This window comes from Burkholderia sp. MSMB2157WGS, assembly GCF_001532755.1.
In the GTDB taxonomy this organism is placed as follows: domain Bacteria; phylum Pseudomonadota; class Gammaproteobacteria; order Burkholderiales; family Burkholderiaceae; genus Burkholderia.
In genome coordinates, this window is record NZ_LPJG01000011.1 from 466,352 (window position 1) to 485,243 (window position 18,892).

The following is an 18,892-nucleotide window of genomic DNA, read 5'->3' on the forward strand; positions in this document are numbered from 1 at the left end:
GGCGCGCGCCGCTTTTCGGGATATGCACGGCCGACGAACGGCCGTCGTACGGGCGGCCCGCCGGCCGCCGGCGCTCAGAACGGCAGCTTGACGTCCGGCTTCGCGGCCGTCAGCACGCGGCGGAAGTCTTCCTGGATACGCTTGAGCCCTTCCTGCGTCTCGGCCTCGAAACGCATCACGACGACCGGCGTCGTGTTCGACGAACGCGCGAGACCGAAGCCGTCCGGGTACTCGACGCGCAGGCCGTCGATCGTCACGACTTCCTCGGCGCCGTCGAACTTCGCCTCTTTCTGCAGCTTGTCGATCAGGCGGAAATTCTCGCCTTCGTCGAGCCAGAGCTGCAGTTCGGGCGTGCTCATCGCGTCCGGCAGGCCGTTGAGCAGCGCGCTCGGATCGGCCGTCTTCGCGAGGATCTCGAGCAGCCGTGCGCCCGTGTACAGCCCGTCGTCGAAGCCGTACCAGCGATCCTTGAAGAACACGTGGCCGCTCATTTCGCCGGCGAGCGGCGCACCCGTCTCGCGCAGCTTCGCCTTCACGAGCGAGTGGCCCGTCTTCCACATCAGCGGCTCGCCGCCCTTCGACTTCACCCACTGCGCGAGGTGGCGCGTGCACTTCACGTCGTAGATGATCTGGGCGCCCGGGTTGCGCGACAGCACCTCTTCCGCGAACAGCATCAGCTGGCGGTCCGGATAGATGATCTGGCCGTCCTTCGTGACGACGCCCAGGCGGTCGCCGTCGCCGTCGAACGCGAAGCCGAGCTCCGCATCGGTGTCCTTCAGCGCCTGGATCACGTCCTGCAGGTTTTCCGGGTGGGCGGGATCGGGGTGGTGGTTCGGGAACGTGCCGTCGATGTCGGTGAAGCGCTCGACGAGTTCGCAGCCGAGCGCCTTGAACAGGCGCGTCGCGAGCGGGCCCGCGACGCCGTTGCCGGCGTCGACCACGAGCTTCAGCGGCCGGGCGAGCTTCACGTCGCCCACGATGCGTGCGATGTATTGGTCCGCGACGTCGATCGCTTCATACGTGCCGCTGCCCGTCTCGAACCGCTCGTCGACGATGCGACGGTACAGCGCCTGGATCTGCTCGCCGTAAATCGCGGCGCCGCGCAGCACCATCTTGAAGCCGTTGTAGTCGGGCGGGTTGTGACTGCCCGTGACGACGATGCACGAATCGACGCGGCGCTCGCCGCCCTTCAGCGCCAGCGGCACGTTCGCCGCGAAATAACCGACCGGCGTCGGCACCATGCCGACGTCCACGACGTCGACCCCGGCCGCACGCAGGCCGTCGGCCAGCGCGCCGACCAGCTCCGGCCCGGACAGGCGGCCGTCGCGCGCGACGACGACCGCATCGCCGCCCTGCGCACGCACTTCGCTGCCGAATGCCCGGCCGATGCCGCGCGCGGTGTCGACGTCGAGTGTCTTGCCGACCACGCCACGAATGTCATATGCCTTGAAGATGGATTGGGAAATCATCGATTCTCTTCTCTCGGTTGCGTGCATGGAAAATTGTCTGGCTTGCGCGGCCGCCGCTCGCGGGTGCCGCACATGATACGTGGCTGCCGGCACGACACGGCGAGCAACGGCTGGAGCAGCCGCGATCCCACTTATAATCGCGGGTTTTGATGACGCGCATGTCGCCCATTTTAATGCCTAGCCGTCCCGCCGCCGCCCACCCGCCGTTTCCGGCCGCCCGCCGCGCGCGCCGCCGCTGCCGCGCATGCTGAAGCGCTTCGGCAACCCGGACGTCGCGAAGGCCGTCGCGAACCTCGTCTGGCTGGGGCTCGAACGGCTCACGCAGATCGGCGTCGCGATCGCGATCAGCGGCCTGCTGGCCCGTTATTTCGGGCCAGATGTGTTCGGCAAATGGCAGTATGCGAATACGCTTCTCCTGGTACTGGCGCCGCTCACCTGGGTGTGCGGCGCGGAAATCCTCGTCCCGACCATCGTCCAGCGCCCGCCCGCCCAGCTCGGCGCGGTGCTCGGCAGCGCGTTCGTGCTGCGCATCGCCGTGTCGGCCGCCGCGCTCGTCGCGACCTGGATCGCGATCGCCGCGGGCGCCTTCGACCCGCTGGTCGGCGCGATGCTCGCGGGCCTGGCGGTCACGATGGTGTTCCGCGAGCCGTTCGTCGGCGTGATCAACGCGTGGCTGCAGAGCATGACCTACAGCAAGCCGCAGCTCGTCACCAGCATGGTCACCGCGCTCGCCAAGGCGCTGCTCGTCTGGCTGCTGGTGCGCGCGGCCGCCGGCCCCGCCCGCTTCGCGTGGCTGTGGGCGCTGGAAGCCGCCGCGATCGGCTTCGCGCTGCTGCTGTACTACCGTCACCGTAACGGCGGTGCGCTCGGCTGGACGTTCGATACCCCGCTGTTCCGGCACTTTGCGACGGCCGGCACCGTGTTCTGGCTCGGTCTCATCTGCATGTACCTGTTCCTGAAGCTCGACCGCCTGATGCTCGAGCGCCACGTGTCGTTCGCCGACCTCGGCCGCTATTCGGCCGCGCAGCAGCTCAACGAGAACTGGATCACGCTCGCGCTGATGCTCGCGCAGACGATCGCGCCCGCCTTCGTCTACCGCGTGCAGGACGTCGCCCGGCTGCGCCGCAACATCGTCCGGCTGATCGCGATGACGGCCGGCCTGATGACCGCCGGCGCGCTCGTGCTCGACGCGGCCGCCCCGCTGATCGTCGGCAAGGTGTTCGGCCGCGGCTACGAGGCGTCGGTCGACATCTTCCGCTGGGCCGTCTGGCTGTCCGTGCCGGCCGGCATCGAGGCGATAGGCAATCTTATCGTTCTCAAATATCAAGCAAAATTCGTGTTGCTGACGAAATGGCTGCTCGCGCTGGCGATCGCCGCGCTCGTCAACCTGTTCGCGATCCCGCGGCTCGGCCTGTACGGCGCGCTCGTCGGGCTGGCGGCCGGCTATCTGGCCGCCGCCGCCGTCAACTTCTATTACATCCGTTTCAAGCTGCGAACATGACGTCCCCCGATTGCCCGCCCCCGCTCGACGACGTGGCCGTGCTGATGCCGGCCTACAACGGGCACGACGACGTCGCCCGCACCCTCGCGTCGTTTCGCGAGGATGCGCCCGTGCACGTGCTGATCGTCGACGACGGCAGCACGCCGCCGATCGCCGCGCCCGACTTGCCGGGCCTGTCGATCGACGTGCTGCGCATGCCGCGCAACGGCGGCATCGAACGCGCGCTGGCGGCCGGCATCGATGCGCTCGCGGCGCGCGGCTTCCGCTACGCGGCCCGCATCGACGCGGGCGATCTCGCCGCGCCGCAGCGCCTCGCGAAAGAACGCGCCTATCTCGGCGCCCACCCGCGCGTGGCCTGCGTCGGCATGTGGACGCAGGTCGTGTCGCGCGCCGGCGAGCCGCGCTTCATGCTGACACCGCCCGCCGATCCGCGCACGCTGCGCCGCACCCGCTTCCTGCGCTCGCCGCTCGTGCATCCGTCGGTCATGTTGCGCATCGACGCCGTGCGCGAAGTGGGCAACTATCGCGCGAAGTACCGCGCGGCCGAGGATCTCGATCTTTTTTTACGGTTAATGCAACGCTACGATTGCGCGAACCTGCCGGAACTCGGCCTGTATTACGAGCTCAACGAGGGCGGGATCAGTGCGACCAAACGTCGGCGCCAGCTGGTGTCGACGCTCACGCTGCTGCTGCGCCACTTCAACGTGCTGAACCCGTACGACTGGGCCGGCCTCGCCAAGAACCTGCTGCATTTCGTGACGCCGTACCGTACGCTGCAGCGGATCAAGCAGACGCTGTTCGCCGCGCGGCCATCCGCCTGACGCGTATCCGGCCCGTTCGGCAATTTCGACGCTTTATTTTTTCTTTTTTTCATGTCCGCCACCTCCCCGCTGCGCATCGCGCTCGTCTGCAACACGGCCTGGGCGATCCATACGTACCGCCACGGGCTGATCCGCGCGCTCGTCGCGCGCGGCGCCGAGGTCGTCGTGATCGCGCCGCACGACCGTACGGTGCCGCTGCTCGAGCAGATGGGCTGCCGCTACGTGGCGCTCGCGGTCGCGTCGAAAGGCACGAGCCCGCGCGAGGATCTCGGCACGCTCGCCGCGCTGGTGCGCCACTACCGCGCGCTGCGGCCCGATCTCGTGTTCCATTACACGATCAAGCCGAACATCTACGGCTCGGTGGCCGCGTGGCTCGCGCGCGTGCCGTCGATCGCGGTGACGACGGGGCTCGGTTACGTATTCATCCAGAAGAGCCGCGCGGCGAGCGTCGCGAAACGCCTCTACCGGTTCGCGTTCCGCTTCCCCCGCGAAGTCTGGTTCCTGAACCGCGACGATCTCGCGACCTTCGCCGACGAACGGCTGCTCGCGCATCCCGAGCGCGCGCGGCTGCTGCACGGCGAAGGCGTCGATCTCGAGCAGTTCGCGCCCGTGCCGCTGCCCGCCGGCGACGCGCCCGTCTTCATCCTGATCGGCCGGCTGCTGTGGGACAAGGGCGTGCGCGAATACGTCGACGCCGCGCGCCGCGTGCGCGAGCGCTACCCGAACGCGCGCTTCCAATTGCTCGGGCCGCTCGGCGTCGACAATCCGAGCGCGATCGGTCGCGCGGATGTCGACGCGTGGGTCGCCGAAGGCGTCGTCGAGTATCTCGGCGAAGCGCACGACGTGCGCCCGCACATCGCGGCGGCCGATTGCGTCGTGCTGCCGTCGTACCGCGAAGGCGTGCCGCGCACGCTGATGGAGGCATCGGCGATGGGCCGGCCGATCGTCGCGACCGACGTGCCGGGCTGCCGCGACGTCGTCGCCGACGGCGAAACGGGCTTCCTGTGCCGCGTGCGCGACAGCGGGAGCCTCGCGGAGCAACTGAATCGCATGATCGCGCTCGGGCCGCAAGGCCGTGCGGCGATGGGCGCACGCGGCCGGCACAAGGTCGCGGCGGAATTCGACGAACAGCAGGTCGTCGAACGTTACCGGGAGACCATCCATTCGTTGACAGGATTCACACTCTGAAGGAGCGCATCAGCAATGACCGCTAAAGGCACCATCCTCGTCACCGGCGGCGCCGGCTATATCGGCTCGCACACGGCCGTCGAACTGCTCGACAACGGCTACGACGTCGTGATCGTCGACAACCTCGTCAACAGCAAGGCCGAGTCCGTGCGCCGGATCGAGCAGATCACGGGCAAGACGCCCGCGTTCCACCAGGTCGACGTGTGCGACGAAGCCGCGCTCGCGAAGGTGTTCGACGCGCACCCGATCACCGGCACGATTCACTTCGCGGCGCTCAAGGCCGTCGGCGAATCGGTCGCGAAGCCGCTCGAGTACTACCAGAACAACATCGGCGGCCTGCTCGCCGTGCTCAAGGTCATGCGCGAGCGCAACGTCAGGCAGTTCGTGTTCAGTTCGTCCGCGACCGTGTACGGCGTGCCCGAGCGCTCGCCGATCGACGAATCGTTCCCGCTGTCCGCGACCAACCCGTACGGCCAGTCGAAGCTGATCGCCGAGCAGATCCTGCGCGATCTCGAGGTGTCCGATCCGTCGTGGCGCATCGCGACGCTGCGCTACTTCAACCCCGTCGGCGCGCATGCGAGCGGGCTGATCGGCGAGGATCCGGCCGGCATTCCGAACAACCTGATGCCGTACGTCGCGCAGGTCGCGGTCGGCAAGCTGGAGAAGCTGCGCGTGTTCGGCTCCGACTACCCGACGCCGGACGGCACCGGCGTGCGCGACTACATCCACGTCGTCGATCTCGCGAAGGGGCACATCGCCGCGCTCGACGCGCTCGCCAGGCGCGACGCGAGCTTCGTCGTGAACCTCGGCACCGGCCAGGGCTACAGCGTGCTGGAAGTCGTGCGTGCGTTCGAGAAGGCGTCGGGCCGCCCGGTGCCGTACGAACTCGTCGCGCGCCGCCCGGGCGACATCGCCGAGTGCTATGCGAACCCGCAGGCCGCGGCCGACATCATCGGCTGGCGTGCGACGCTCGGCATCGAGGAAATGTGCGCCGACCACTGGCGATGGCAGGAGGCGAACCCGCGCGGTTTTGTATAATCCGCTGTCCATTTTTCGAGCGATCCCATGCTCAGCTTCGCGTCCGGCTTCATCGTCTCCTTGCTCGTCACGCTGTTCATCGTGCGCTACGCGCACCTTCACGAGAAATTCTCGATCGACAGCGATCTGGCCGGCGTGCAGAAATTCCACGTGCGGCCGGTGCCGCGGGTGGGGGGCATCGGGATCCTCGCCGGCGTCGTCGTGGCCGGGCTACTCGTATCGCGGCGCTATCCGACGATCGCCGGCAGCATTCTCGGGATCGCGGCCTGCGGGTTGCCGGCGTTCCTGTCCGGCCTCGTCGAGGACCTGACCAAGCGCGTGTCGCCGCGCGCGCGGCTGCTCTGCACGATGGGCGCGGCCGCGCTGGCGTTCTGGCTGATGGGCATCGCGGTCAAGCGCATCAGCGTGCCGCCGCTCGATTTCCTGCTCGGGTATGTCGCCATCTCGGCGTTCATCACGGTGCTCGCGGTCGCCGCGCTCGCGAATGCGATCAACATCATCGACGGCTTCAACGGGCTCGCGTCGATGGTCAGCTTCATGATGTTCGCGTCGCTCGCGTACGTCGCGTTCCACGTCAACGACCCGGTCGTGATGTCCGCGTCGATCATCATGATGGGCGCCGTGCTCGGCTTCTTCCTGTGGAATTTCCCGGCCGGGCTGATCTTCCTCGGCGACGGCGGCGCGTATTTCATCGGGTTCATGCTCGCGGAGCTCGCGATCATGCTCGTGATGCGCAATCGCGAAGTGTCCGCGTGGTACCCGGTGCTGCTGTTCATGTATCCGATCTTCGAGACCTGCTTCTCGATCTACCGGAAGAAGTTCATTCGCGGGATGTCGCCGGGGATTCCGGACGGCGTGCACCTGCATATGCTCGTGTACAAGCGGCTGATGCGGTGGGCCGTGGGGACGAAGCATGCGCACGATCTGACGCGACGCAATTCGCTGACTTCACCTTATCTGTGGCTGCTGTGCCTCGTCGCGGTGATTCCGGCGACGCTGTTCTGGCGGCATACGGTGCATCTGTTCGTGTTCGTCGTGCTGTTCGCGCTCACTTATGTCTGGCTTTATCTCAGTATCGTGCGGTTCAGGGCGCCCAGATGGATGGTCGTGCGCAAGCACCGACGGAGCCGGTGAGCGATACGCCGCTTCCAGACAAAAAAAGCGCCCTGCCGGGCGCTTTTTTTATTCGTCGCAACGTGCGACTCGCAGACTGATCGCATCACCCGTTCGATGCGACGCGCACCGACGGCACGCTCTGCAACACGGGGGCAACGGCCGTCTGGTATTCCGGCACCCAGCGCCGCAGATCGCGCCGCACTTCGTCGTCGGACAACACGCGATGCTGCATCAACCACGGCAGCAATTCATCGAGCAGGTTGTCCGGTACTTCGCGCGCGCGCGCGATCCGCAGTTTCGGGTGCGGCGTACGCGTCGTCGCCTCATCGTCCGCCAGCAGTTCCTCGTACAGCTTCTCGCCCGGCCGCAGCCCGGTGAACTCGATGCGGATCTGCTCTTCCGAGAAGCCGTACAGGCGGATCAGGTCGCACGCGAGATCGACGATCTTCACCGGCTCGCCCATGTCGAGAATGAAGATCTCGCCGCCCTGCCCCATGCTCGACGCCTGCAGCACGAGCTGCGACGCTTCCGGAATCGTCATGAAGAAACGCGTGATTTCCGGATGCGTGACCGTCACCGGGCCACCCTTCGCGATCTGCTGCTGGAACTTCGGGATCACGCTGCCCGCGCTGCCGAGCACGTTGCCGAATCGCACCGTCTCGAACTGCGTGCGCCCGCTCGTCTGCTGCAACGCCTGGCACGCCATTTCGGCGAGGCGCTTGCTCGCGCCCATCACGTTGGTCGGATTGACGGCCTTGTCGGTCGAGATCAGCACGAAATGACGCACGTCGTGGCGAATCGCCGCGCGCGCCACGCGATAGGTGCCGAGCACGTTGTTGCGCAGCGCCTGCCACGCGTTGTGCTCTTCCATCAGCGGCACGTGCTTGTAGGCGGCCGCATGGAACACGATGTGCGGCGCATGGCGCGACATCACCTGGTCGAGCAGCAGCGAATCCTTCGCATCGCCGATGATCGGCAGGACCGGAAGATCCGGGAAGCGCTCGCGCAGCTCCTCCGTCAGCCGATACATCGCGTATTCGGACAGGTCGAACGCGACGAGCTGCGCCGGCGCGAAGCGCAGGATCTGCCGGCACAGCTCGGAGCCGATCGAGCCGCCCGCGCCCGTCACCATCACGACGCGGCCGCGCAGCAGCGCCTCGACGTGCGGCGTGTCGATCGTCACGGCATCGCGGCCGAGCAGATCCTCGAGATCGATGTTCCGCACCTGCGACAGGAAGCCCTGCCCCGGCATCAGTGCGGTCAGCGAAGGCAGCACCATCGCCTTGACGCCGGCGCGCACGCACAGCGTCGCGACGCGACGCTGGGTTTCGACCGACGCCGACGGAATCGCGATGATCGCGTATTCGACCTTCATCGCATCGGTCCAGTGCTTGAGATCGTTGAACGAGCCGAGCACCTTGTAGCCGTAGATTTCGCGGCCCTGCTTCGTGACGTCGTCGTCGAGCAGGCCGACGAGGCGCCATTCGCCGGAGCGCGACAGTTCGCGCGCAAGGCTCGCGCCGGCCGTGCCGGCGCCGAGCACCAGCACCGGCTTGCCCTTGCCGACGAGCCCGCCGTACAGGTAGTACTCCTTGGTCGCGCGATACAGCGCGCGTGCGCCGCCCATCGCCAGGAACAGCATCAGCGGCGACACGAGCAGCACCGAGCGCGGAATGATCGGCTGCGGCTGGAACATCACGGCGCCGATCATCACGATCACGCCGCCGCCGACTACGGCCTTCGCAATGCGCATCAAGTCGGGCAGGCTCGCGAACACCCACAGCCCGCGGTACAGGCCGAACCCGTGAAACATCAGTGCGTAGACGGGCAGCACCCACGTCAACGCCATCATCGCGCCGCTCAGGAAATCATGCGGAACGCTGCCGTTGAATCGCACGAGATAAGCAAACAACCAGGCGGCAACAACGGCCGTCAGGTCGAACAGGAAAGCACTCAGGGACAGCCAAGATGCTCTGGATCGCAACATCGGCGGGAAACCTCAAGAATTGTTTTCGGCGGCCGCTTGAAACCGGTGCCAGCGTCTGTCGATCAACCATCCGAACCACGCCAGGACGCCATACCACGCGAGGAACGACAGCCATTGCTGCAGTTCGGGGCGGCCCTTTGCCCATACGGCCAGAATTATGCCCGCGAGCATGATGAGGTACCAATAAAGCGCGGTCCGACCGTGACCTATGCCCGATCGGACCATCCTTTGATAATAGTGCTCACGGTGTGCTTGCCAGAACTTTTCGCCACGTAACAGACGTCTCAAAAGTGTTACAGATGCGTCAGCAATAAAGGGCGCGAATACCATCGCGGGGAACCAGATCGGCCAGACATCGGTACGCCAGCCCCAGTAGCCCAGCGCGCCGGCCAGGAAGCCGAGCGGAATCGAGCCGGCGTCGCCGAGAAACAGCCTCGCCGGGTGGAAATTGAGCAGAAGAAAGCCCAGCGCCGCGCCGGCGACCGTCGCCCCGGAAACAACGAGATCGGGCGACGCCTGTGCGCCGCTAAGCGCCGCGACCGCGTACCCGCCGAAGCCGAACAGCGCCATGCCGCCCGCGAGGCCGTCGGCGCCATCCATGAAGTTGTACAGGTTCGTCAGCCAGACCATTGCGAAACCCACGCCGGCGAGCAGCCACCAGGGCGCATCGGCCGGGAACACGACGATCAGCGCGACGACTGCCACGAGGTGCGCCGAGAACCGCACACGGGCCGGCAGCCCGCGCCGGTCGTCGATCTGCGACATCGCAGCCAGCCCGGCAGCGGCGATCGCGATCAGCCACAGTCGCGGCGCCAGCGTGAGCAGCGCAACGACACAAACCGGCACGATGCCCCATCCGCCGACTCGCGGTGTCGGCAGCGTATGGAGCGAACGATCGTTCGGGATGTCGGTGGCAAGACGCCAGGCCAATCCGGTAGCGAGCAGTACGCGGAGAATCGTCGTCGAGGCGAATGCGGCGGCCAGAGCCACCGCGGCCGTGGTGAGCCAAGTGGGATTCGCGAGAAGCATGTGGCTTTTATTTTCGTGTATCGCGCGAACGATACCATGCGGCGGTCGCTTCGAGGCCCTGGCGGGTCGTATAGGGTGGATGCCAGTCGAGCACGCGCTTGATCCGGCCGGTGTCGAGCTGGAGGCTACCGGTCAGGCGGTCGATGGCCGCACTGCGACCGGTCAGCTTTCCGAGCGCACGCAACAGCGCCGGCGGCACCGCGATCAGCCGCGCTGGCTTGCCGAGCGCGCCGCCGACGAGACGCAGCAGATCCGCGACCGTCGGCGCATCGTCGTCGGCGACATGAAAGCACTCGCCGGCGGCGCGCGGGTCGATTGCGCAACGCAGCAAAGCGTCGGCGAGATTGTCGACGTAGACGATGCTGCGGCGCGCTGAAACCGCGCCGAGCGGCAGCGGGACTCCACGTGCGACGGCATCCATCATTCGCAGGAAGTTGGCCCGGACAGTTGGGCCGTAGACAAGCGGCGGACGCACGACGACGACGTCGAGCCCGACCGACGCGCCGAATTGCGCGAGTTGCCGTTCCGCACGCAGCTTCGAACGGCCGTATGCATCCTGCGGGTCGGGGTCGAACGCTTCCGACAGTGGTACTCCGCCGTCGCCCTCGCCGACTGCCTTGATGCTGCTCGCGAACACGATGCGACGCACACCGTGATGGCGCGCGGCGTCGGCGAGACGCAACGTGCCGGCGACGTTGGTGGCATCGAACGCAGCGTCGGGATCGGGGGATTCGTCACGCATGACGTGCACGCGGGCGGCGAGATGGATCACGCAATCGGCGGCCACGTCGGCAGGCCACGCTTCATCCACACCCGCGAAATCGGCGGTGTCGTGGATCCATTCGCGCACGCCGTCGATGCAGCCGCCCGGACGTCGAATCAACGCGGTTACGGTGTTCCCGGCTTGCAACGCGAGTCGGCAAACGGCCCGGCCGACGAAGCCGTTCGCGCCGGTGACGACGAGGTGACTCACCAGAGCCTCCAGCCGAAGCGGTTGTAGAACTTGAAGGCCGATGCCGCGAACATGCGGATATGCGCGAAGCCCTTGCGCGATGCGCCGCCGCCGTGATGGATCACGCGCACCGACGGGACGTAGGCGACGCGGGCGACGTCGTGGGTGCGCAGGCTGAGGTCGTAGTCTTCGAAGTACAGGAAATAGCGCGGGTCGAAACCGCCGAGTTTCTTCAGGACTTCAGTGCGGAACAGCATGAAGCAGCCGCTGACGATGGGGGGATCCCACACGACGTCGCGGTCGTTGATCACGTCGCGCATTTCGTAGCGGGCGAGGCGGTTGGCGAACCAGCGGCGCATGCGCGCCGGGAGAAAGCCTCGGACCAGCAGGTCGAACAACGCCGGAAAGCGCCGGCAAAGATACTGCGCGTGACCGCGATCGTCACCGATCCAAGGCGTCAGCAAACCGACCTCCGGATGCGCGTCGAGGAAATCGAGCGCGCGGACCAGCGCGTCTCGCTCGATGTCGATATCGGGATTGAGAATCAGATGGTAAGTACTGTCGGTCGCGTCGATGGCAAGGTTGTGGCCTCGTCCGTAACCGACGTTGCCGTGTCCCGTGAGCGTTTTGTAGTCGATCTCCGCCGTGCCGAGGCCGCTCCGGATCTCGGCGAGCGCCGTCGCCTCCCCTCCGTTGTCGACAAGGAATGCGTCGACAGCGCATTGAGGAGATAAATGCCCGAGTGCCCGTCGGGCGGTCTGGACGCTGGACAAGGTCCGAGTCAGCAGCGCGCGGTCGGGACGAAACGTCACGATCGATATCGACAGGCGCCGCTTGCCGATCGGTTCGAGCACTCCGCGCGCAGCGGAGGGTGAAGAATGAGAGACCACGTTATTTATAACGAAACCAATGACGGATGCACATGGCGAAGTGTGCCACACTCGTCGTCCGCTACCCGACGCCCCCACTCGCATATATCGATGCGCATGCGTCGCAAACGGAGCGAACTTGCGGCCGCGCGGTTGGCGGCGTGAAACTCCGTATCGCACACCATCAACGCCACCACGCGCTCACACGGCGATCACGCCCACGCGCGAGCGAAACGACCGGCGCCGTTACTTGCGCGCCGAAGCCAGCCGGACGAGAAAACGCAGTGGTTTCGTGATCCGCCACGACTTCGATCGAAGAATCTCGCGCACCGTACTCTCGGCCCGCTCCAGCGCCATGCGTCGCTCGGCCGACTCCGCCTCGTAGACCGCGATGATGCGATCCCGCGATTCGACCGACTCTGCTGATACGCACTGTGCGTCGTTCGCGATCACGAGTTCGGCACGGAGCTCTGCTTCAGCAGCGGCGGCCAACTCCGCACGCGCCTGCCAATCACGCACTTCGCTCGCCAGCACGTCGATATGCTGTTGCTGCGTGTCGATGCACTGTTGCCGCGTCTCGATTTCGCCGGGATGCGCGGCCGCCTCGGTGGTCAGCACTGCTATGCCCTGTTCAAGCTGGCACTCGAGCCGCAAAAACAGAGCGATATCGTCGAGATCTGCCTGCGCCTGCGCGATGACCGGCTGTGCGCGTCGCTCGAATGCCTGGTCGTTTATCTGCACTGCGGATTCCAGAACACCGAACATCGCGCTTACGTGCCGCTCGATTGCATTTGCATTCGAAAGGTCGCCGGACTCGAAACGCGTGTGCTGCGGACCGCCGCCCAGAAAGTCCCGTTCGAATGCCAGCACCGGCGCCTCATCGCGTGGCAGTCCGAGATGCGTCGACATGCGTTCCAGCTCGGCACGCGAATCCTCCATCAGCTTGTCGTAATTGACGAGCACGCACCACGCGCCTTTTGTTGTGCCGAATGGAGGAGTGGTATGGAGCAGCCAAAGCAGAAACAACTTCTCGACGGGAATTCGTTCCGCTTCGCCGCGCCCGCCCCACACTCATCGGATTCCGAATCGCCGGCACATAGACGACGCGTACGCCGAAACTATCGGACACGGGTTTCCCAAAAGACAACAATCGCGAGATGCATGGATTCTTCATCGCGAAAATCTTGTTCTCGCACTTAGTCGCGAGAAGTTCGCTCGCCCGCTCGCGAATCGACCGAAGGCTCGCTTCGTCGATCCTTCGAATTCGATCAGAGCAAGACTATGCCAATCGGCGCCTGCCAGCGCCAGGATCTCCTGATCGATTGCATAGACGTTGAGATCCTCGAAGAATCGTTTGTCGTTGACGCCTGACACCGCCGGCATAAGGTTGTGGCCGAACTCGGCGTCCATGACCTCCATTGCGCGAGTGATGACGCTCGTACCGCTTCGTGCATGCCCAATACGACGACGAGCGTGGTCGCATGCGACAGATTATTTTCAAGGGTTCAATTCCATGAAGGGGGGGAGATGATTTTGCGATGGCGCTGACACCGGAAATACATAGATCCAGCAAGGCCCGCTCAATCAGACAACCGTCGCTTGCTGCGCGATGCAACAGATTGGGGCGACGCGCAAATAGGGTCGGCAAATCGACGGAAGATTCTGTCGCACATGCAGACAATGCACTAAATTGCAACAATTTGAAATAAAGCTTGCCGCTCAAGACAACTTCCGGGAACCAGTCGAAGGGAACGGGTTGGTCGCTTCGCGGTAGCCACGAACGCGGATCCGCCAGACATGCGACATAGGTCGATGGCGGCTAGAACGCCCACATTTCGGACCGAAATGCTATCTCCTCGGCGAAAAATTTGCCTGATTTATCTGATATGTGCGGTCGGCGTCCCGGCCCTATTGCGCTCTAACCGGTCACTCCTTTCAGACGATTTGCCCGCGCCCCGCGCTTACATGCGCTGAAGAGCGCAAAATCGGGCCATCGCCTGCGAGCCGGTCGCCGCGGCCACGGACTCGTACGTCAAACAAGGTCAGGCGCCCCGGGCCCCACCCTTTTTTGCTGCATTGCCCGGGGTTACAATGCCGCGATGCCGTGTCCTACCTCAAGCAAGTTGATGACCAGAGCAATGTTGATCCCCGTCATTCTGTCCGGCGGTGCCGGCACGCGACTGTGGCCGGTTTCCCGCGAGGGTTGCCCCAAACCTTTCATGAAGCTGGCGGACGGGGAGAGTCTGCTGCTCAAGACATACCGCCGGGCCGCCGCTGCGGCCGGCAACGCGAGCGAAAATGCAGAAATCCTGACAGTCACCAATCGCGACTACTACTTCATGAGCAAGGATGAACTGACGCTGGCCAAGGTGGACCGGCGCAGTAGTTTCCTGCTCGAGCCGGCCGGGCGCAACACGGCACCCGCCGTCGCGCTTGCTGCGCACAGTGTTGCAGCCAAACATGGCCGCGACGCATTGATGCTGGTGCTGTCGGCCGACCATCTTATCCAAGATCAGCATAGCTTCGTGCAGGCCGTCAACGCTGCCGTCAGCCTGGCCGGACAAGGTTATCTCGCCACGTTCGGCATCGTGCCGACCGCGCCGGAAACCGGCTTCGGCTATATCGAAGCCGGCACGACACTCGGTCAAGGCAAACGCGCATTACGCTTCGTCGAGAAGCCCGACCTGAACACGGCCAGCGAATATCTGCAGGCAGGCAACTTCTATTGGAACTCGGGGATGTTCTGTTTCAAGGCCGGCACAATTCTCGACGAGATGGCGCGATATGCACCCGACGTTGCAAAGGCCGTCGAAGCCTGTTGGGAATCCATGTCGCACGACGGCGCAATGCTCGAAATCCCTTCGGAATCCTTCTCGCTGGTTCCCGACATCTCCATCGACTACGCCGTGATGGAACACTCCGACAAGGTCGCAGTCGTACCGGCCGACTTCGGCTGGAGCGACATCGGTTCGTGGGTAGCCGTCCGCGAGCTATCCGCTCCCGATGCTGACAACAACCGCGCGACGGGTGACGCGATCTTCGTCGACAGCCACAATACTTACGTGCATGGCCGCGATCGAATGGTCGCTGCGGTAGGCGTTGAGAACCTGATGATCATCGACACGCCGGACGCGCTGCTGGTCGCTCATCCTGACAAGGCTCAGGAGGTGAAGAAGGTTGTGGCCCGGCTCAAGAAGCAGGACCACGACGCGTACAAGCTGCACCGCACGGTTAGCCGCCCGTGGGGCACCTATACCGTCCTGGAGGAAGGCACGCGCTTCAAGATCAAGCGGATCGAGGTCAAGCCGGGCTGCAGCCTGAGCTTGCAAATGCACCACCATCGCAGCGAGCACTGGATCGTCGTGAGCGGCATGGCCAAGGTCGTCAACGGCGAGCACGAGCTGTTCGTCAGCACCAACGAGTCCACGTACATTCCCGCCGGTCACAAGCACCGTCTCGAAAATCCGGGCGTACTGGATCTCGTGATGATCGAAGTGCAAAGCGGGGAATATCTCGGTGAAGACGACATCGTGCGCTTCCAGGACAACTACGGACGCGTCTGATAGTGAACACGCTTCGCTTGTACCGCTCGCTCTGCACACCCCCCATCGCGGCCTGACCATTCATGACATTGATTTCCTTCGCACAGAACCAAGAAGACGTCATGCTTTGGCGCGCGCTCGGGCACGTCCGCAACGGGTTCTATATCGATGTCGGAGCGGCAGACCCGGTCGACCTGTCGGTAACCAAGCTCTTCTACGATCATGGCTGGCACGGCATCAATCTGGAGCCGCAATCAGCCTATTTCACGATGCTGACGGCGGCTCGGCCCCACGACATCAATCTGCAGCTCGCCGCCGGCCGCGAAGCGACTTCACACGTATTTCACCGGATCGACGGCACCGGCCTCTCGACTTTCGACGCCGAGATCGCAGCCCGCCATCGCGCGAACGGCTGGACCGTCGTGGAAGAGAACGTCGAAGCACTTCCGCTGGCCGAAATCTGCCAACGATATCGTCCCAACGGTCCCATCCATTTCCTGAAAATCGATGTGGAAGGCGCAGAAGGCGATGTGCTCGCCGGCGCCGATTTCCGTCGCTTCCGACCGTGGATCGTGCTGGTCGAAGCAACCCTGCCCTTGTCGCAGGAACAGTCCCATGCCTGGGAACCAACACTCACGTCACAAGGCTACAGCTTCGTCTGGTTCGACGGCTTGAACCGTTTCTATGTCGCGGACGAAATGAGGAATGAGTTGGCCAAGCATTTCCTCACCCCGCCCAATGTTTTCGACGGCTTCATGGTTTCCGCGCAACTTGCGCAACGCGCTGAACATGCGGAACAGGAGCTGCAGCGCGTGCGCGATCAGGCGGCCAATGAGATTCGTCAGGCTCGCGAGCAGGCCGCGCAGGAAATGCAGCAGGTTCGCGACCGGGCCGCCGAGACACTGCGCGAAGCCAACGCACTCAACCGAAACGCGATTCTTGCAGTCGAACAGTCCGCGCGGGACGCGGACGCCGCAAGCCGCCGCGCGGAAGAAGCCGTGCAGCAGATGACGCAGACCCTCGACGAGATTACGCGGCAGTCCGATGCGGCGCTGGCCGAACAGGCGCGGCGCAACGACGCAGTGCGCCGCGCTGCGCAGCAGTCCGACGAGCGTGTGGCCGCGATGCTGAACAGCACGTCATGGCGCATGACGGCGCCGCTGCGCGCAGCGGTGGTCCGTATTCCGAATTCTGTTCGTTCTACGCTACGCCGCGGGGCCAAGGCGCTGTGGTGGGCAGCGACGCCCCATCGGATGCCCGCGCGCATCGCCTTTTTGCGCGCACGACGCCAACAGGCGCTGGTTCAAGCCAGCACGGCGGCCGTGCATGCGCCGGGAGTACTTGATGCCCCGCAGGGCCGGCCAGTAACCGACGCGATCATCGAGTATCGCAAAGCGACGCGCCATGGCCGCGAAGTCGCCTTATTCGTGACGCACTCCCCGGACGGCAAGCTCAAACCGCATGTGCGTCCCTACATCGCGGCGCTGCGTCGTCTGGGCATCGACGTCACGCTGATCGTAGCCGCCGATTCGGCATGGTTCGATTCGGACGCGTTGCCACTAGACGAGATCGATACGCTGGTGGTGCGGGAGAACCTCGGGCTTGACTTTGCCGCGTGGGCGCATGTGATGCAACTTGAGCCGGAATTGTTCGATGCCGAAGCGCTCTACCTGCTCAACGACAGCTTGATCGGTCCTATCAACGACGCGTCCTTCGAGAAGATGCTGGCTCGTCTGCGCTCGGAGCCGGCAGACATGGTCGGCCTGACGGAGAGCTGGGAACATCAATGGCACGTCCAGAGCTTTTTCCTTGCGCTTCGACGTCGCGCACTCGCGTCCCCCATCCTGCAGGGCTTCTTCAGCAACGTGGTAATCCTGCCCACGAAGGATGACGTCATCCAGCGATATGAAATCACGCTCGCCCCGACGCTGCGTGACGGCGGGATATCCCATGCCGTGTTGTTCCCATCCGCGAATCGCAACAACCGCACGCTGTTCGATTGGAAGAACCTGATCGACGACGGTTTCCCGTTCGTCAAGGTCATGGCGCTACGCGACAAGATCGACGGGGTGGACACGAGCGACTGGCGCAACGTGCTGAAGATGCAAGGTTACGACGTAACTTTGGCCGAGCCCGTGCTACGGGCACCGACGGCAATTCCGGATCGCGCCGAAAGCAATCCCGCACAGTCGCGCGTGCCGAAACAGTCGACACTTCTGCGGCACTTGCCCGGCACAACGCTTCAGCCGGCCATCCAGTTCATCGGCCCATGGAACTATGCGAACGGCCTGGGCGTCGCAAGCCGATCCTACCTGTCGGCGCTGCGACGCACGCCATACGCGCTCAACATCGCACCGGTCAAGCGCCCGTTCCATATTCATCGGCGCATGGCCGTGCCACTGGATATCAACGACTTCTCCGGCCCGGCCGACGTGGCCGCCATCCACTTGAATCCGGAGGCATGGCCCGCACTGTTGATCGACGAGCAACAGCAAGCAATCCAGCGCGCCCGGCTGAAACTGGGGCTTTTTGTCTGGGAAACCGAAAATATTCCGAACTACTGGCATCCGACTTTCGGCTCGGTCGATGCGATCTGGGCACCCAGCCGCTATTGCCAGAAGGCGTTTGCCGCGAGCACCGATGCGCCCGTTCATGTGATTCCATACGTGGTAACGGTACCGCCAAGCCTTCCGCCTGAAGAAAAGATCCGAAGAACAAAGGTGGAAATTGGTCTCGAAGCGAATGAGCGCGTGATTCTGTACGCATTCGACGGCTCCAGTTACCTGGTTCGCAAGAATCCATTCGCGCTGGTACGCGCCTTTGCGCGAACGCGCCTCGCGCGCTCCGGCTGGAAGCTTGTGCTGAAAACCAAGCACCTGTTCGACATGCCGCAGCAAGGCGAACAGCTGCAACAGCTGTGCGATGCCGCGGAAGGCGTGGTCCTGATCAACAGGCCGCTCGACCTGGACACCATGCGCAACCTGATGGCGATGGCTGACATTTATGCGTCGCCGCATTGCGCGGAAGGGTTCGGTCTGACAGTCGCCGAAGCGATGGCAATGGGCAAGATCGTGGTTGCCACTGACTACAGCGGCACGTGCGATTTCCTCGACGAGCGCTGCGGTTTTCCCGTTCGCTATACCGTGGCCGCGCTGCAGGACGACCATGGCGCGTACACCACGGGCAACGTCTGGGCACAGGTCGACGAAGATCACCTCGCCGAGTCGCTTGAGAAAGCGGCCGCGCTCGTCGAGAAGGACGATCATGCAATCGGTGAAGCCGCACGCGCGCGCATTGCAACGGACTTGTCGGCCGAGCGGGTCGGCGCACTGATTCAGCACAGTATCGAGCAACTTCTCGCACCCTGGCGACGGGCCTGA

General features: G+C 64.5%; 14 protein-coding genes. 7 read left to right on the top strand and 7 right to left on the bottom strand.

The features are described from left to right. Positions 1-74: 74 nt before the first annotated feature. Positions 75-1,469 carry a phosphomannomutase/phosphoglucomutase gene (locus WT53_RS06895; RefSeq protein WP_034206600.1) on the bottom strand — a complete coding sequence of 465 codons (1,395 nt, stop codon included), beginning with the start codon at positions 1,467-1,469 and terminating at the stop codon, positions 75-77. A gap of 244 nt (positions 1,470-1,713) precedes the next feature. Between WT53_RS06895 and WT53_RS06900 the strand changes: the two genes are divergently transcribed. The 5 genes from WT53_RS06900 to WT53_RS06920 are packed head-to-tail and all read left to right on the top strand — an operon-like array spanning position 1,714 to position 7,151. Next, positions 1,714-2,970: a lipopolysaccharide biosynthesis protein gene (locus WT53_RS06900; RefSeq protein WP_034206599.1), complete on the top strand. Its 1,257-nt coding sequence runs from the start codon at positions 1,714-1,716 to the stop codon at positions 2,968-2,970. Continuing rightward, positions 2,967-3,791, top strand: coding sequence for a glycosyltransferase (locus WT53_RS06905; RefSeq protein ID WP_060258982.1), 825 nt, complete (start codon positions 2,967-2,969; stop codon positions 3,789-3,791). Before WT53_RS06900 ends, WT53_RS06905 begins: the two co-directional genes overlap by 4 nt. Before the next feature lie 51 nt (positions 3,792-3,842). Next, complete coding sequence (locus WT53_RS06910; protein ID WP_060258985.1) at positions 3,843-4,979, top strand: glycosyltransferase family 4 protein; 1,137 nt, start codon at positions 3,843-3,845, stop codon at positions 4,977-4,979. A gap of 15 nt (positions 4,980-4,994) precedes the next feature. Next, positions 4,995-6,017, top strand: coding sequence for a UDP-glucose 4-epimerase GalE (galE, locus tag WT53_RS06915; protein WP_034206596.1), 1,023 nt, complete (start codon positions 4,995-4,997; stop codon positions 6,015-6,017). A 27-nt stretch (positions 6,018-6,044) separates the two neighbouring features. Continuing rightward, positions 6,045-7,151, top strand: a complete 1,107-nt coding sequence (locus WT53_RS06920) for a glycosyltransferase (RefSeq protein ID WP_034206595.1) — start codon at positions 6,045-6,047, stop codon at positions 7,149-7,151. Between the two features lie 85 nt (positions 7,152-7,236). Here the strand turns inward: WT53_RS06920 and WT53_RS06925 are convergent, their stop codons facing one another. The 6 genes from WT53_RS06925 to WT53_RS33380 form a co-directional block, all read right to left on the bottom strand. Next, positions 7,237-9,120 carry a nucleoside-diphosphate sugar epimerase/dehydratase gene (locus tag WT53_RS06925; protein ID WP_034206594.1) on the bottom strand — a complete coding sequence of 628 codons (1,884 nt, stop codon included), beginning with the start codon at positions 9,118-9,120 and terminating at the stop codon, positions 7,237-7,239. Between the two features lie 12 nt (positions 9,121-9,132). Beyond that, positions 9,133-10,149 carry a glycosyltransferase family 4 protein gene (locus WT53_RS06930; protein WP_034206593.1) on the bottom strand — a complete coding sequence of 339 codons (1,017 nt, stop codon included), beginning with the start codon at positions 10,147-10,149 and terminating at the stop codon, positions 9,133-9,135. Between the two features lie 7 nt (positions 10,150-10,156). Continuing rightward, positions 10,157-11,122, bottom strand: coding sequence for an SDR family oxidoreductase (locus WT53_RS06935; protein WP_034206592.1), 966 nt, complete (start codon positions 11,120-11,122; stop codon positions 10,157-10,159). Beyond that, positions 11,119-12,075 (bottom strand): glycosyltransferase family 2 protein, encoded by a 957-nt coding sequence (locus WT53_RS06940; RefSeq protein WP_230624901.1) that lies wholly within the window; start codon positions 12,073-12,075, stop codon positions 11,119-11,121. The genes WT53_RS06935 and WT53_RS06940 overlap by 4 nt, the downstream gene beginning before the upstream one ends. 141 nt (positions 12,076-12,216) lie before the next feature. After that, positions 12,217-13,041, bottom strand: a complete 825-nt coding sequence (locus WT53_RS06945) for a hypothetical protein (protein ID WP_155294422.1) — start codon at positions 13,039-13,041, stop codon at positions 12,217-12,219. Positions 13,042-13,140: 99 nt separating this feature from the next. After that, entirely contained in the window at positions 13,141-13,380 is a 240-nt protein-coding gene (locus WT53_RS33380) for a hypothetical protein (protein ID WP_155294421.1), read from the bottom strand. 728 nt (positions 13,381-14,108) lie between these two features. On the opposite strand from WT53_RS33380, the gene WT53_RS06950 reads away from it, so the two are divergent. Continuing rightward, positions 14,109-15,533: a mannose-1-phosphate guanylyltransferase/mannose-6-phosphate isomerase gene (locus tag WT53_RS06950; protein WP_034206588.1), complete on the top strand. Its 1,425-nt coding sequence runs from the start codon at positions 14,109-14,111 to the stop codon at positions 15,531-15,533. 62 nt (positions 15,534-15,595) lie between these two features. Further along, positions 15,596-18,892: an FkbM family methyltransferase gene (locus WT53_RS06955; RefSeq protein WP_052100253.1), complete on the top strand. Its 3,297-nt coding sequence runs from the start codon at positions 15,596-15,598 to the stop codon at positions 18,890-18,892.

Bases quoted from the DNA above. Each gene is read 5' to 3' on its own strand.
- WT53_RS06955 (WP_052100253.1), top strand. From the start codon at position 15,596: ATGACATTGATTTCCTTCGCACAGAACCAAGAAGACGTCATGCTTTGG.
- galE (WP_034206596.1), top strand. From the start codon at position 4,995: ATGACCGCTAAAGGCACCATCCTCGTCACCGGCGGCGCCGGCTATATC.
- WT53_RS06900 (WP_034206599.1), top strand. From the start codon at position 1,714: ATGCTGAAGCGCTTCGGCAACCCGGACGTCGCGAAGGCCGTCGCGAAC.
- WT53_RS06895 (WP_034206600.1), bottom strand. From the start codon at position 1,469: ATGATTTCCCAATCCATCTTCAAGGCATATGACATTCGTGGCGTGGTC.
- WT53_RS06940 (WP_230624901.1), bottom strand. From the start codon at position 12,075: ATGCGAGTGGGGGCGTCGGGTAGCGGACGACGAGTGTGGCACACTTCG.
- WT53_RS06930 (WP_034206593.1), bottom strand. From the start codon at position 10,149: ATGCTTCTCGCGAATCCCACTTGGCTCACCACGGCCGCGGTGGCTCTG.
- WT53_RS06905 (WP_060258982.1), top strand. From the start codon at position 2,967: ATGACGTCCCCCGATTGCCCGCCCCCGCTCGACGACGTGGCCGTGCTG.
- WT53_RS06950 (WP_034206588.1), top strand. From the start codon at position 14,109: ATGTTGATCCCCGTCATTCTGTCCGGCGGTGCCGGCACGCGACTGTGG.
- WT53_RS33380 (WP_155294421.1), bottom strand. From the start codon at position 13,380: ATGGACGCCGAGTTCGGCCACAACCTTATGCCGGCGGTGTCAGGCGTC.
- WT53_RS06910 (WP_060258985.1), top strand. From the start codon at position 3,843: ATGTCCGCCACCTCCCCGCTGCGCATCGCGCTCGTCTGCAACACGGCC.
- WT53_RS06925 (WP_034206594.1), bottom strand. From the start codon at position 9,120: ATGTTGCGATCCAGAGCATCTTGGCTGTCCCTGAGTGCTTTCCTGTTC.
- WT53_RS06920 (WP_034206595.1), top strand. From the start codon at position 6,045: ATGCTCAGCTTCGCGTCCGGCTTCATCGTCTCCTTGCTCGTCACGCTG.